Raw genomic sequence first — 13,021 nt, 5'->3', positions numbered from 1 at the left:
TCACCACCTATCTCGTTACCCTGGTTACCACCGAAGTGGAAAGGGTAGCAGAAGGTTTATTAATTAAACTAAGATTGAGTTTTAAGTTATAAATTTTGTTGGTAACCGCATCATAGCCTAAATAATATACGGTAAAATTGACATCACTTATCAGAGGGTCCGTTGTTTGGTTGTTATTTGGATAGTAAACCTTGCGGTATAAAGTTTTATTAAGAGAGTTTAAATAGTAATAAACCCGGTAGGTCTCGTTGTTTACGGTATTTACTAAATAAACCTGGGTATAAGCAGTGCCAGGCGACGGAGGGTTTACATACGGATTATATACCGCCGAGGCTGTTCGAATTTCCCGGGCCATCCGATCCATTGCAAAGCGCAGCTGTTCCTGGTAATCAATGGCTTTCTGGCCCTTAAACCACAGGTTATAGGTAAAGACAAATAAATTAAAAACAACCAGCATAATTATACTGCCTATAACTAAAACCACCAGCAGCTCTACTAACGTAAAACCCTTATCTTTCATAAAATCACCTGTTTCGCGGGGTGAACACAGTAGTTAAAACTACCATCTTCTCCCCCGTACCAGTAGGGTAATAAACGGTTACCGACACTTCTTTATAGGGAATAGCAAAATTCAGATTAGTGGATTTATTTACAACACTTATGCTGTATTTAAAACCGTCCGGAGTTACCCCGGAAGTATTGTTAATTTGCTCGTAACTTTTAAGCCGAAGCTCTTCAATTATTTCCCGGGCCGCATTTAAGGCTTTAGTTTGGTTGCCAGCAGCATTATAAGAAAAACTGCTAGCCGTAAGAAGATTTAATAACGGAATTAAAATTAGCAATAAAAGCAGGACTGCTACCATTGTTTCAACTAAGCTAAATCCCTTTTCCTTCATCATCCCACCCACCTAATAAAAGGGAGTAATCCAAATCCGGTCGGTTCTGGGAGTAGTATAAACCCGAACCTTTACTCCATAACTATTAGCCATTTCCACCGAAAAGGCCCGGCTGCTTCCTTTATAATCAATTGTAACTGGATCCAACGGTACAGCAATAAATTTTAACCGAGGAGATAAAACATAAAGTTTATTAGCTTTATAATTTTCCGAGATTAAGTAGCTATTATTCTCCTGAAAAAAGTACAAAGTAAAAGCCTTTTCCTGCGCTGAGGCCAATTCTTTTGTTTGACGTAAATTTTGAGCTAAAGCATAAGCATCATTGGCCAAAGTAATCTTTGCTAAAGTATAATCTAAGCTAATTGCCGCCGTTAAAAAAATTATACCGGCTATAGTTATTACCACAATGAGCTCGATTAAAGTAAAGCCTTTTTCGGTTACAGGAAAAATATTTTTAAATACCATTTTATAATTTTTTCTCCCCATAAAACGGTAATAAATGCTGCCCCTATTAAAAACGGGCCAAAAGGTACCATATCACCGCGAGCCTTTTTTTTCGTCAAAAGCAAAATTATCCCAGTAAGTCCGCCAAAGAAAAACGCTAAAAATAGCGTCTCTAAAATAAGGGGAAAACCCAAAAACGCCCCGAGCCCTGCAGCAAGCTTAATATCCCCTCCGCCAATACCTCCGCGGGAGATAAGAGCCAGGAGGAACAGTAAGCCAAAACCGGTAATAACGCCAAAAATTAAGCTTTTCCAGGAAAGCTCCCGGGTAATAAGGTTTATCAAAATTCCTGCCAGAAATAAAGGGTAAGTTAGCTTATCCGGCAGGAGATAGTTTTCCAGGTCAAGAAAAAATAGCGGGATAAGGAAAATAAAAAAAAGTAGATGTTTTAGAGTTAAGAAACTTAAGCCAAATTTCATGTACACAACGCTAAAGATAAAAGCGGTGATTAACTCCACCAAAGGGTATTTAAAAGATATCTTCCCCCCGCAATAAGCACAGCGACCTTTTTGCAAGAGAAAGCTTACTACTGGAATTAAGTGCCATGGTTTTAGTCTTTGACCGCAGTTTGGACAGGTCGATGGAGGATACAGTATTGATTGCCCTCTGGGAAGTCTATAGATAACTACATTTAAAAAGCTTCCAATTATAAGGCCAAAAAGAAAGATTATTAAAACTTCCACTTCTTCACCTCGAAAAAAATGGAGATTAGGGCGGGACAACCCCGCCCGATAAATAATTTACTTTTCTTTATTCCAATCGGTTGAAGCATTTTTGTCAGAAAAAACTCCATATACGTTTGCAATTATATCATCGTTTCCATTTAATTTCTTATCTGCGCCAAAAGAGTAAACAGCAAAGAAAGCTGAAGAAGAAGTTGGGTTTTCAACATAATACTTATAAGGTTCTCCCCAAGGGTCATTAGGGATACCATTAAAACCATTGTCACTTAGTAGCTCATCCAATTGATCTTGAGCAGGTAATGCATTCTTCTCACTCTTATAAGTAATTAAAATACTCCTCATCTGAGCCAACTCCGACTTTGCTCTTCCTACTTTGGCCTTATCCGCCTGCTTGTAGAAGTTCGGCAGAGCAATAGCTGCAAGGATACCGATGATGATAACCACCACCATCAGTTCCACCAAAGTAAAACCTTTCTGGTTCTTAAGGGCTTGTCTTATTTTCATCCCTTTCACCTCCTCTCTCGGCAAAGTTATGAAACTTTTTCATTAAGTACCCATTATTTTTACCCCGAAAAAAAAGGGGGTAAAAACTATTTAACCGCATTTACCATGTTAAACATCGGCAGCATGATGGACACAATGATTAAGCCTACAATGCCACCCATAAATAAAATCAAAACCGGCTCGATTATTGACGAAAGCCTTCCCACCGCCGCATCTACTTCCGCTTCATAGAAATCAGCAGCTTTGGTAAGCATTGCATCCAGCTGACCGGTTTCTTCCCCCACTAACATCATCTGGGTTAGAAGCGGCGGAAACCAACGGCTCTGGGCTAAAAAAGTGGCCAGGCTTTCTCCTTCTCTAACCTTATCTTCGGCTAACTCCAGTACTTTTTGCAGTTCCCCATTACCAAGGGTTTTTTGCACCACCCTTAAAGACTGAAGCATCGGAACCCCGCCCTGGACTAAAGTTGCCATGGTTCGGGAAAAGCGGGCAATAATCCCTTTTAAAACCAGATTACCAATAAGGGGCATATTAAGGGATAACTGATCCCGGATTTTTCGCCCTGGAGGGGTCGAAAACCAGTAAAGAAGTCCTCCAATAATTGCACCTAAAGTGAGAAAAATAGTTGCCGCATGCTGGGAGAAAAAATTGGTTATTTTTATGACTACCTGAGTAATCAGAGGAAGTTCGATATTTGCCTGCAACAAGATACCTGTAAACTGCGGAAGTACGTATGTAACCAATACCAAGACAGCGGCAATGGCAACAAATAAAACCACCATCGGGTAAGTCATCGCCGAGCGGATTTTTTCGCTTAACTGGGCTTCCTTTTCGTAGTGAAGGGAAAGCCGATCAAGGACGTTGTCTAAAACACCGCCAACTTCGCCCACTTCCACCATACTGCACATAAGTTCGGGAAAAATTTTCTCCTCCCGCAAGCTTTCGGAAAGGGTATTACCGTTACGAAGTTTTTCTTCAATTCTAATGAGGCTTTTTTTCAAAGTTTTATTCTCCACCTGGCGGGACAGGACATTGACCGCCGTCAGAAGGGGTACCCCGGCCGCTATCATCGTCCCCAACTGCTTGGCCATTAAGGCTAAATCCTTGGCTTTTAACTTTCGTTGAAAACTAAAGGAAAATCCGGAATTTACAGCTCCATCACTTTTTTTCAATTCCAGGACAAAAAAGCGTTTTTCCCGGAGGAGATTTCTCGCCCCTACTTCCGATTCCGCTTCTACCAAACCACTAACCACTCGTCCCGAAAGGTCTTTAGCTTTATACCGGTACTGGGGCATAACTCTCCTCCTTTCCTTATAACCTTCATAAACTATTCCTTTTGTTTAATATTTTAATATATTTTGTAATTTTCTTCGACAAAAACTTTTCCCAAATTTAGTATAACATTCGGGCTAAACTTTCGGCATCATGGGCCCGGGAAATAGCTTCTTCATAAGAAATAAGCCGATTTTGATAAAGTTTTGCTAATGCCATATCTAACGTCTGCATTCCGTATTTAGCCCCGGTTTGAATCTGGGCAGGGATTTGGTGGGTTTTACCCTCCCGGATAAGGTTTCTTATTGCTGGAGTTGCCACCATGACCTCCACCGCCACTACCCGGCCTTTACCATCCAGCCGGGGAATTAACTGCTGGGCAATTATCCCCTGAAGGGTGGTAGAAAGCTGTACGCGAATTTGCTGCTGCTGGGAAGGGGGGAAAACGTCTATGATCCGGTCAATGGTTTCCGCAGCGCTGGAAGTGTGCAGGGTCGCAAAAACCAGGTGTCCCGTTTCTGCCGCCGTAATCGCGATAGAAATAGTTTCTAAGTCCCGCATCTCACCCACAAGGATGACGTCCGGATCTTCCCGCATCGCAGCCCGCAAAGCCTTGGCAAAGCTCTCGGTATCACTGCCTATTTCCCGCTGGTTTACCACACTTTTTTTATGAGTATGCAGATATTCAATCGGGTCTTCCAGGGTTATGATGTGACAGGCTCGCTCACTATTGATTAAATCAATCATTGAAGCCAGGGTGGTTGATTTACCGCTACCGGTGGGACCGGTTACCAGGACAATCCCCCGATTTTTCCGGGACAGATCGGCAATAACTTCCGGAAGGCCCAACTCTTTAAAGGACAATATTTTCGAATTAATATGCCGGAGAACTAAAGCTACCGCTCCTCGCTGGCGAAAGACGTTAACCCGAAAACGGCCCACATCCGGTAGAGAGTAGGCAAAGTCCAGTTCCCCCATTTTCGCAAATTTTTCCCACTGCTCAGTCGACATAATCGTCCGGGCCATGGTTTCGGTATCGCTCATGGTTAAAAGCCTTGCTAAGCTTTGCGGTATACCAGGGTTTTCCCTGGCGAGCTCCGTTAGCGGCCGGATATTGCCGTGAATCCGGTAAGCCGGGGGAAAGTTCACCGTTAAATGCAAGTCCGACGCTTTAAACTCTACCATTAACCGTAAAAGCTCATTAATCATAAAAACTTCACCTGCCCCCTTTTAGTTAACCGTACTGGCCACCCGGATAATCTCTTCCGGCGCGGTAATACCTGCCAGAACTTTTTCCCGGCCGTCTTCCAACATTAAGACCATTCCTTCTTCCCGCACGGTTGCCAACATTTCATCATAAGAGCCGCCGTTGACAATAAGATTTCTAACTTTTCGTGAATTTATTAAAACTTCATGGATGCCAACCCGCCCTTTATAGCCCGTGTTTTCACATGCCGGGCAGCCCACCGGCCGGTAAACGGTTACCGTCTCTCCTTGGCCGAGATTTAAGGCATGATAAGCAGGATCATCGGGACCAATTTTAGTAGAAGCTTTGCATTCCGGGCAAAGTTTGCGCACCAGGCGTTGAGCCACTATTCCCACAAGCGAAGCAGCAACCAAGTACGTTTCAATACCCATTTCTACCAGACGACTTACAGTAGAAACCGCATCATTGGTGTGAATGGTAGATAATACAAGATGCCCGGTATTGGCCGCTTTTACCGCTATTTCTGCAGTTTCACGGTCCCTAATTTCGCCTACCATAATGATATCGGGATCAAGGCGCAGAATTGAGCGCAAGCCCACCGCAAAGGTGAGTCCAACTTTCGGATTAACCTGGATTTGGGTTACCCCGGGCATAACATACTCAACTGGGTCCTCAATGGTAATAATATTTTTGGAAGGGTCATGAATTTGGTTTAAAGCAGCATAAAGGGTGGTAGTTTTGCCGCTTCCGGTAGGTCCGGCAATTAAAATCATGCCGTGGGGTTGGGCCAGGATTTTATTAAATCTTTCGCTGTTTTTACTGGAAAGTCCCAGTCTATCTAAAGTTAAAAGAGCATTTTCCTGATCCAGAAGTCTTATGACCACCTTTTCCCCAAATAACGTCGGAGTTGTAGCCACCCGCATATCCACCTGGCGATTGGCTACTTTTATCTTAATCCGCCCATCCTGAGGAAGCCGCTTCTCGGTAATGTTCATATTGGCCATTATTTTTATCCGGGAAGTAAGGGAACTTCTAATCGCCCGGGGCAAAGTCATAACTTCTCTTAAAAAACCGTCTACCCTAAAGCGTACTCTTACCATATCTTCAAAAGGCTCAATATGGACATCGGACGCCCTCTGGTTTACCGCCTGCAGTAAGAGGGAATTCACCAGTCGCACCACCGGCGCTTCATCAACCAAAACCTCTTCTGTCTCTTCATTTTTTATTACTTCCGGCTCTTCGCCCGCTTTTTCTATGTCCTTAATGGTTTCGTTTAAATCAATAGCGCCAAAAAAACGGTTAATAACGGCATCAATTTCTTTTTCCGAAGCAATGACCGGGATAATATCTAAATTGGTGGCAAGCCTTAAGTCGTCAATGGCAACAACATTTAAAGGGTCAACCATGGCAACGGTTAAGCGGTTGCCCTCGCGTTTTAAGGGTATTACCTTATGCCTTTTAATTAGCGACTCGGGTATGCTTTTAATTAAGGCCGGGTCTAACGAATAATTATATAAAGCAACCTGGGGAATTCCCAACTGAAACTCTAAAACCCCCATGATATCCTGTTCCGAAACATAGCCAAGTTTAATCAAAGCTTGTCCCAGGCGCTCTCCCGTTCTTTTCTGATACTCCAAAGCTTTCTGTAATTGTTCTTCGGTAATAAGCCCATTTTCTACTAAAAAATCACCCAGTCTCTTGGTTTTTTTGCCATCTTTCGCTTCACTCATCTTAGCTCCGCACTCCCATCGGATTTTACCTTAAGAGTTCGTCAAAAAAAACAAAAATCCTTTAAGAAAAATTCAACGTTAACCACTTTTGCAACCATTCTCTCTTTATTTCAACATTTTCCGGGTATTCACCAATCTTCTTTAAAAGCATAAAAGCGATATCTTCCCGATTTTTTTTATCTTTATCCATAAAAACAAGTAAGCTATCGGGATTTAAGGATAGTTTTAAGTAAGCATAATTTTTCTCGATAAACTCCCGTATTTTTTCCCATTCCTCCTCCCTTAAATATCCTAAATCTTTAGAGAGCTTGGCTTCCCATAATATTCCCAGAGCTACCGCTTCGCCGTGAAGAATACCGGAAAACCCGTTTACACCTTCTATCGCATGGCCTATGGTGTGGCCTAAATTTAATACCGCCCGTAACCCTTCTTCCCGTTCATCGAGGGATACAACCTTTGCTTTTATTTTTACTGCCGCCTTAATAATCCTTTGCCAATCCCTTGAACGAAGCTTATCCAGGTTTACCCCGGAAAGCCACCCGGCAAGGCTTTCTTCAGCAATTAAAAACGCTTTATAAATTTCAGCCAATCCCGCCAGCACTTCCCTTCTGGGAAGAGTTTTTAGGTAGGTAGTATCTATTAACACTACTTTGGGCTGGTAAAAGGCCCCTACCAGGTTTTTACCTTGGGGAAGGTTTATCCCCACTTTCCCCCCTACACTGCTATCCACCATAGAAAGAAGAGTTGTCGGTACCTGGACAAAATTGATTCCTCGCAAATAGGTGGCAGCAAAAAATCCAGTAGCATCTCCTACTACTCCTCCCCCAAAGGCCATAACGGTATCATGGCGGCGTAGTCCAAACTCTATGGCTTTATCGTAAAGCTGTAAAATATATTCCATAGATTTTGCAACTTCCCCCTGGGGAAGAAAAAAAACGTCGGTTTTAAAGCCTTCTTTTGTTAAACTTTCTTCTAAAGTTTTGCCATATAAACCAAAGATATTTTCCTGGGAAACAATTAAAATCTTTTTCCCGGTAACCTTTTCTTTTAAAAACTCACCCGCTTTTAACGCCACTTTTTCGCCAAAATATACCGGATAACCATTTTCAGCCAGATTAATGTAAAGTTTCCGGGGAAACCGTAAACCATCAATAGTCAAGGATTTTAGGATCTCGTCAACGACCTCGCTTGAGTCCTTAGCTTCGGTATTAATTGCAATATCGGAAACTTCCCGGTAAAACTTGTCCCGGCGACGGTAAAGCTCCGAAAGCTTTTCTAAAGGGTCTCCCTGGGTAAGTATTGGTCTATTTTCTAAATTAATAAGACGCCGGATTATAACTTCCGGGGACGCTTTCAAATAAACCACTAAGCCAAGATTTTTTAACTTTCTTCTCGCATCCATTCGTTCTACCGTTCCCCCACCGGTGGCAATCACCGCATTATGAAGTTTAAAAAGTTCCTGTAGTTTCTTTACTTCCAAACGGCGAAAATAACGCTCACCATAGCGGGCAAAGATTTCTTTAATGGTAAGCCCGGTCTCTTTTTCAATCTCCCGGTCAAGATCTACAAAATCTTTTTTAAGTTTTCTTGCTAAAATCCTACCGGTATGGGTTTTCCCTGCTCCAGGAAGTCCTACCAGGATAATGTTCATCTTTAAAACCCTTTCCTAAAAAATATATAAAAAAGCCGGAAGTTGCTCCCCCAATCCTGCCAATTACCGCCTTCACAGCAACATCCGGCAAATCAACATCTTTAACTCATTATATGCCTTTTTTAACCTGAATTCAACAACTTTTGCATAAAAAAAGAGGTGAATTGTTAACCCTGCGAACTACCGTATCCACTGCGATTTCCCCTCAAAGAACTATATCATTGCTTTTTTATTACCAAGAAAACTTAATCTGATTTTATATTTTTTTAGATAGAACGTAACAACCCCTTATCCGGTTTACACCTTTTCACGTTATAGATAAACCCCACCGTTTTATATAAATAAATCTTATGAAAAAGAAGGAATTTAAAAACTTATGCCGAAAAAAGTTATAAAAAGGTTTGTGAATTTTAAGACTTATTTGGCTTCTTAATAAGGGGAGGGTGTATCCGGGTGAATTTAAACCAATTGGAAGCTTTTTGCAATATCGTGGAGCAGGGCAGCATCTCCAAAGCTGCAAAGTTAATGCATTTGTCCCAACCTGCCCTTTCCACGCAAATTGCCGCCTTGGAAAATCAGCTGCAGGTTAAACTGATGGAGCGGACAAACCGTGGGATTGAATTAACCGAAGCTGGAGAAACTCTGCTTTACTACGCCAAGCGAATCTGCAATCTGGTAAAAAATTTAAACGAAGAAATCGAGCGTTTAAAAAACCTGGAAGAAGAAGAATTATCGATTGGAGCAGCCTCAACCATAGGCGGTTATGCCTTACCCTGTAGCATTTACATCTTCCAGGAAAAGTACGAATCCGCCCGTATTAAGCTAACCATTATGAATACCGAAAAAGTTATCGAAGCCCTGTTAGACCGGCAAATTGATATAGGTTTAGTGGAAAGTAACATTGAAAGTAACGAATTTATCTCTTCTCATTTAACTTACGATGAGCTTGTCTTAGTAGTCCCCAATAATAATTCTTATAAGAACAAAGAAATTCTTACCCTTGACGAACTAAGAACTCTCCCCTTTATCATTCGCGAAAAAGGATCGGGTATCAGGCAGACTATCGAAAAAGCTCTGGCAGAAAAAGGACTTAATATTTCCGATTTAAACATCGTAATGGAGGTAAACAGCATCGATGCTATTAAAGTAGCGGTGGAATCGGGAAAAGGTGTATCGCTGCTCCCACGGTTTGCGGTAAAAAAAGAACTTAGAACCGGAAGTCTAAAGTCTATCAAAGTTAAAGATATATCACTGCTTCATCCTTTTGTAGCTATTACGCTAAAAAATAAAAAACGTTCCCTTTTGGAGAAAAAGTTTTTAGCTTTTATTAATTCTCCCAAAGAACGAGGTTTCTGTTAAAAAAGGGCTGAAAGCGCTTGCCTTCAGCCCTTAACTTAAAGGTTTGGCATCGGAAATGTACCATTTATCGTTGACCTTTTTTAAAGTAATTTCGTATTTAAGAGGTCTCGCCACTAACGAATCTAACTTTTTCTCGGGATATTTTATGGTGAAGAAATCGCCGGTAACTTCACTTTCCACTAACAGTTTTGCCATATCATCCTTTTGCTCTTTAATTTCAATTTTTTTATAATCAACTTTATATAAAATAAACTTCGTGTCATTTTTCCGTAGGAATTCTAAATACTTTAAAACCCTGGATAGCTGGGGTTCTACATAAACTTCCCGTGCCAGCTTCTCCGATTTATTTTTATCCCCCACTAACTCCTGGCTTTTAAAATCTTTTAAATCAAGCTCCTTATATATCTTTACAAGCTTACTTTCTCTCTTTAAACCACAACCCTGAGTAAAAGCTAACGTTAACACAATCACAGCTAAAAGGGCAATTACTTTCTTTATTTTCATCTTACCCCATCCCTCCAAAAGCCACTTTATCCGCAACGCTTATAAATATTCGAGCTATCTTAATTTTTTCCTGCTTTAAGGTAATAATATTTTAATCCCCTGGTTCCCAAAAAAGCCCCTACCAGTAAGCCAGCAAAAAATAACCAACCGTGCAGGGAAAAGGAAGCTATTCCTCCGATAAAAGCTCCGATGGAACAACCAAAGGATAAACGGGCACCTATACCCATTAAAAAACCACCTAAAATGCTCCCCCAGAACTGGATTGGTTTTCGAATTTTGCGAATCCTAAATTCTCCAGAAATTGAAGAAGCTAAAAAGCCTCCGGCGATAACACCAAAATTAACAAAGTTAAAAACAAGTGCCCCAAAACCATTTTCGTAAATTTGCCGGTGGCTTGATAAAGCAAGAAACTTCCAGTTTTCAATGTTTATTCCGAGACTTTTTAAGAGCCATAAACCCCAGAAGGAAAAGACGGTATTAACCCGCCACACTTTCACCGAAAAATAAAAGATGAGTCCACTAAATACCGCAAAAAACAAAGCCCCTACCAGATAAGGCCAGGGTCTTTTCCAAAAGGGAGTATCTTCCCATTCTAACTCGACTTCTGCCAAATCTTCCTGTTTTTTTTCCCAAAAATAAAACACTAAGATTATTAAGACTATTAAAAACAACTGTAATAAAATAGCGTTTAACCATCCTAAAGTTTCCGGTAAATAAACGGGTTTAAAGGAAATTACCATTTCCCAGATAAAGTTAAAAAGATATGTTCCCAAAAAGGTACCGAAAAACATGAAAATAAAGGTTAAAAAGGCCGCCAATTGGCCTTCCCCCATCCTTACCAGGGTACTCCCGGCACAACCGCCAGCCCAGACCATGCCAAAACCAAATAAAATACCGCCTAACAGGTTAAAGGGTCCGGGATAGTAAATCGATCCCTTACCGAAATGCGTTGGTAAAAAAAACTGCAGGCTACCAAATACTACAGTGGTAAATAAAATTAAGAAAAAAAGATTTTTCATACCGACAGGATTTTTAAACAAAAATAAATCATTAAAGGCTGATGCCACGCAAATCCGACTTTTTTGCATGGCAAAACCTATGCCCATACCCAAAAAATAATACAAAAGCATAGCAGGATTTACGATAGATAACGCTATCCCCAGACCTATCAATAATAAATAACCCGGTATTACCGATAAATAATAAGCTCTCTTTTCGGTCTGCAAAGGATTTAGTCCTCCTTAACACTTTTCGACCGTAACCTGCCAGATGCCAAAATCAACTTCTTTTACTTTAATTTTGCATTTATATTTTTTTAACTGTTTTTTTATAAATAAAGGAGCACAGCTATGATCCGTTTCTAAAACAAAGCTTTCACCGGGATTAAGCTTTTTAAACTCTTCTTCGGCTTTTATCACCGGTATGGGGCACATTTCCCCAAGACAGTCTATAAAGCGCTTGTTCATTTTTTCACCTTTCTATAATAATAACTTTTCGCTATAAAATTCTCTTTTCCTTCTAATAATTGGCTATAGATTGAAGATAATTTTGATAGTTTCTTTTTGTTTCCTCAATTCGGTCACCGCCAAATTTTTCAAGAAAGCTTTCCATTAATACCAGAGCAGTAACTGCTTCCCCTACTACTCCCGCCGCCGGAACGGCTGTTATGTCCGACCGTTCCACTTGAGCCGGCTTTGTTTCCTTGGTAACGATGTCCACCGATTTTAAGGGCTTCACCTGAGTGGGAATGGGTTTTAAGGAAACTTTGGCTATTAACGGCATGCCATTGGTTACTCCGCCTTCTAACCCTCCGGCTCTATTGGTTTTCCGGTAAAAGTGGCCATTTTCGTAATAAATCTCATCCACCGCCATCCGTCCGGGAATATTGGCAAGAGCTATACCATCGCCAATCTCGACCCCTTTGGCCGAAGGAATGGCCATTAATGCTCCGGCCAGACGGCCATCTAATTTTCTGTCCCAGTGAACATAGCTTCCCAGGCCCGGGGGTAGCCCAAACACCACCACCTCAAAAATGCCACCCAAAGTATCCCCGTTTTCCCGGGCCCGATCCACCCATTTGAGCATCCGTCCCTCAACCTGGGCGTCAAGACAACGCAGGGGGTGTTCATCGGCTTTTTTTAGCTCTTCTTCCGGAAGACCTCCGGGATACTCCACTTCCACCGAACCAATGCGCAAAACATGGCTGTAAATCCGAACTCCGAACTCCGCCAAAAAAAGTTTGGCAACTGCTCCCGCAGCTACCCGGACCGCCGTCTCCCGGGCCGAAGCCCTTTCCAAAACGTTCCTTAAATCTTTATGACCGTACTTTAACCCCCCGGCTAAATCGGCATGACCCGGGCGAGGCACGGTAACCTCCCTTCCCGGTTCGATTTCTCCGGTGGTCCGCATAAACTTCTCCCAGTTTTCATAATCCCGATTTTTAACCTTTATGGTAATAGGTGCTCCGGTAGCAAAGCCTCCCCGGACGCCTGTTAAAATTTGCGCTTCATCCTTTTCTATTTTCATCCGCTCCCCCCGGCCATAGCCCAGTTGCCGGCGGGAAAGTTCGTGGTTTATGTAATCAAGGTCAACCTTAAGTCCTGCCGGCACTCCTTCCAAAATCACATATAATCCTTCACCGTGGGATTCCCCCGAAGTTAAATACCGAAACATCGCACAACCCCCATCAGTAAAATTTACCTCTATTTTAC

General features: G+C 41.8%; 14 protein-coding genes. 1 reads left to right on the top strand and 13 read right to left on the bottom strand.

Going from position 1 to position 13,021, the window contains the following annotated elements; all coding sequences use genetic code 11:
* Window positions 1-7 precede the first annotated feature (7 nt).
* The 9 genes from CARFE_RS0100760 to aroB form a co-directional block, all read right to left on the bottom strand.
* Entirely contained in the window at window positions 8-520 is a 513-nt protein-coding gene (locus tag CARFE_RS0100760; RefSeq protein WP_011343569.1) for a PilW family protein, read from the bottom strand.
* Window positions 521-524: 4 nt separating this feature from the next.
* Complete coding sequence (locus tag CARFE_RS0100755) at window positions 525-899, bottom strand: type IV pilus modification PilV family protein (protein ID WP_154652692.1); 375 nt, start codon at window positions 897-899, stop codon at window positions 525-527.
* A gap of 9 nt (window positions 900-908) precedes the next feature.
* On the bottom strand, window positions 909-1,361 hold the full coding sequence (locus CARFE_RS13770) for a pilus assembly FimT family protein (RefSeq protein ID WP_011343567.1): 453 nt from the start codon (window positions 1,359-1,361) through the stop codon (window positions 909-911).
* On the bottom strand, window positions 1,334-2,083 hold the full coding sequence (locus CARFE_RS0100745; protein ID WP_028051387.1) for a prepilin peptidase: 750 nt from the start codon (window positions 2,081-2,083) through the stop codon (window positions 1,334-1,336). The genes CARFE_RS13770 and CARFE_RS0100745 overlap by 28 nt, the downstream gene beginning before the upstream one ends.
* A gap of 57 nt (window positions 2,084-2,140) precedes the next feature.
* Complete coding sequence (locus CARFE_RS16640) at window positions 2,141-2,587, bottom strand: type II secretion system protein GspG (protein WP_051250065.1); 447 nt, start codon at window positions 2,585-2,587, stop codon at window positions 2,141-2,143.
* 86 nt (window positions 2,588-2,673) lie between these two features.
* Window positions 2,674-3,882 carry a type II secretion system F family protein gene (locus tag CARFE_RS0100735; protein WP_028051386.1) on the bottom strand — a complete coding sequence of 403 codons (1,209 nt, stop codon included), beginning with the start codon at window positions 3,880-3,882 and terminating at the stop codon, window positions 2,674-2,676.
* 97 nt (window positions 3,883-3,979) lie between these two features.
* Window positions 3,980-5,068 (bottom strand): type IV pilus twitching motility protein PilT, encoded by a 1,089-nt coding sequence (locus CARFE_RS0100730; RefSeq protein ID WP_028051385.1) that lies wholly within the window; start codon window positions 5,066-5,068, stop codon window positions 3,980-3,982.
* Between the two features lie 21 nt (window positions 5,069-5,089).
* The gene (locus CARFE_RS0100725; protein WP_028051384.1) at window positions 5,090-6,796 is read right to left on the bottom strand and encodes a GspE/PulE family protein; all 1,707 of its coding nucleotides are present in this window, start codon (window positions 6,794-6,796) and stop codon (window positions 5,090-5,092) included.
* A gap of 61 nt (window positions 6,797-6,857) precedes the next feature.
* Complete coding sequence (gene aroB / locus CARFE_RS13760; protein ID WP_051250063.1) at window positions 6,858-8,447, bottom strand: 3-dehydroquinate synthase; 1,590 nt, start codon at window positions 8,445-8,447, stop codon at window positions 6,858-6,860.
* Between the two features lie 453 nt (window positions 8,448-8,900).
* On the opposite strand from aroB, the gene CARFE_RS0100715 reads away from it, so the two are divergent.
* Window positions 8,901-9,806 carry a selenium metabolism-associated LysR family transcriptional regulator gene (locus CARFE_RS0100715; protein ID WP_011343560.1) on the top strand — a complete coding sequence of 302 codons (906 nt, stop codon included), beginning with the start codon at window positions 8,901-8,903 and terminating at the stop codon, window positions 9,804-9,806.
* A gap of 30 nt (window positions 9,807-9,836) precedes the next feature.
* Here CARFE_RS0100715 and CARFE_RS0100710 read toward each other — a convergent pair whose 3' ends face one another.
* The 4 genes from CARFE_RS0100710 to aroC are packed head-to-tail and all read right to left on the bottom strand — an operon-like array spanning window position 9,837 to window position 12,983.
* The gene (locus CARFE_RS0100710; RefSeq protein WP_028051383.1) at window positions 9,837-10,310 is read right to left on the bottom strand and encodes a hypothetical protein; all 474 of its coding nucleotides are present in this window, start codon (window positions 10,308-10,310) and stop codon (window positions 9,837-9,839) included.
* Window positions 10,311-10,369: 59 nt separating this feature from the next.
* Window positions 10,370-11,536, bottom strand: coding sequence for a YeeE/YedE family protein (locus CARFE_RS0100705; RefSeq protein WP_028051382.1), 1,167 nt, complete (start codon window positions 11,534-11,536; stop codon window positions 10,370-10,372).
* A gap of 15 nt (window positions 11,537-11,551) precedes the next feature.
* The gene (locus tag CARFE_RS0100700) at window positions 11,552-11,776 is read right to left on the bottom strand and encodes a sulfurtransferase TusA family protein (protein WP_011343557.1); all 225 of its coding nucleotides are present in this window, start codon (window positions 11,774-11,776) and stop codon (window positions 11,552-11,554) included.
* Window positions 11,777-11,828: 52 nt separating this feature from the next.
* On the bottom strand, window positions 11,829-12,983 hold the full coding sequence (gene aroC, locus CARFE_RS0100695) for a chorismate synthase (protein ID WP_028051381.1): 1,155 nt from the start codon (window positions 12,981-12,983) through the stop codon (window positions 11,829-11,831).
* Window positions 12,984-13,021 lie beyond the last annotated feature (38 nt).

This window comes from Carboxydothermus ferrireducens DSM 11255, from assembly GCF_000427565.1.
Taxonomy (GTDB): domain Bacteria; phylum Bacillota; class Z-2901; order Carboxydothermales; family Carboxydothermaceae; genus Carboxydothermus; species Carboxydothermus hydrogenoformans.
The sequence above is the reverse complement of the archived record's forward strand: the minus strand, read 5'-3'. Positions and strand labels throughout refer to the sequence as shown.

What these genes read in the sequence shown, in the direction of transcription:
- CARFE_RS0100760 (WP_011343569.1), bottom strand. Translation starts at nt 520, where the DNA reads ATGAAAGATAAGGGTTTTACGTTAGTAGAGCTGCTGGTGGTTTTAGTT.
- CARFE_RS0100755 (WP_154652692.1), bottom strand. Translation starts at nt 899, where the DNA reads ATGATGAAGGAAAAGGGATTTAGCTTAGTTGAAACAATGGTAGCAGTC.
- CARFE_RS13770 (WP_011343567.1), bottom strand. Translation starts at nt 1,361, where the DNA reads ATGGTATTTAAAAATATTTTTCCTGTAACCGAAAAAGGCTTTACTTTA.
- CARFE_RS16640 (WP_051250065.1), bottom strand. Translation starts at nt 2,587, where the DNA reads ATGAAAATAAGACAAGCCCTTAAGAACCAGAAAGGTTTTACTTTGGTG.
- CARFE_RS0100735 (WP_028051386.1), bottom strand. Translation starts at nt 3,882, where the DNA reads ATGCCCCAGTACCGGTATAAAGCTAAAGACCTTTCGGGACGAGTGGTT.
- CARFE_RS0100730 (WP_028051385.1), bottom strand. Translation starts at nt 5,068, where the DNA reads ATGATTAATGAGCTTTTACGGTTAATGGTAGAGTTTAAAGCGTCGGAC.
- CARFE_RS0100725 (WP_028051384.1), bottom strand. Translation starts at nt 6,796, where the DNA reads ATGAGTGAAGCGAAAGATGGCAAAAAAACCAAGAGACTGGGTGATTTT.
- aroB (WP_051250063.1), bottom strand. Translation starts at nt 8,447, where the DNA reads ATGAACATTATCCTGGTAGGACTTCCTGGAGCAGGGAAAACCCATACC.
- CARFE_RS0100710 (WP_028051383.1), bottom strand. Translation starts at nt 10,310, where the DNA reads ATGAAAATAAAGAAAGTAATTGCCCTTTTAGCTGTGATTGTGTTAACG.
- CARFE_RS0100700 (WP_011343557.1), bottom strand. Translation starts at nt 11,776, where the DNA reads ATGAACAAGCGCTTTATAGACTGTCTTGGGGAAATGTGCCCCATACCG.
- aroC (WP_028051381.1), bottom strand. Translation starts at nt 12,983, where the DNA reads ATGTTTCGGTATTTAACTTCGGGGGAATCCCACGGTGAAGGATTATAT.